Here is a 475-nt window from a genome sequence, read left to right as displayed (position 1 = left end):
GCCATCCGCTGTCACCGTACTGGGGTGCCGGCCACGAGGACTGGGTGCATGGGCGCCCGACACCGTTCCTGCCGGGCAAGACGCAGCACGTGATGACACTGGTGCCAGCGCGGTAGTGCCGGCCGCTGGCCGGCATCCATGCAGGTGTGTCCAGCATCATCAGGTTGCCGGCCAGCGGCCGGCACTACCGTTCAACGTTCAGGCCCTGCGCCGTTCGATCAGGTTCAGCAGCGGCCCGGTCATCGCCGTGGTCACCAGCGCCATGACACCAGCACCGCGAACAGGCGGTCACCGAGCAGGCCCAGCTCATACCCCAGGTTGAGCACGATCAGCTCCATCAGGCCGCGGGTGTTCATCAGCGCGCCCAGCCGCCACGCTTCGCGCGTGGGCATGCCGGCACTGCGCGCGGCACTGAAGGTGCCCAGCAGCTTGCCCGTCGTGGCCAACGCGATCACCACCACGCACAGCACGATGT

At 68.2% G+C, this 475-nt stretch carries 1 protein-coding gene; it reads right to left on the bottom strand.

Annotated features, from left to right (window positions below):
- Positions 1–251 precede the first annotated feature (251 nt).
- On the bottom strand, positions 252–475 hold a 224-nt coding region (locus tag I6F21_RS37675), incomplete at its 5' end, for a cation:proton antiporter (RefSeq protein WP_225184377.1).

The sequence above is a fragment of the Bradyrhizobium sp. NBAIM03 genome, from assembly GCF_020194055.1.
Lineage (GTDB): Bacteria > Pseudomonadota > Alphaproteobacteria > Rhizobiales > Xanthobacteraceae > Bradyrhizobium > Bradyrhizobium yuanmingense.
This window is presented reverse-complemented; position numbering and strand designations above follow the sequence as displayed.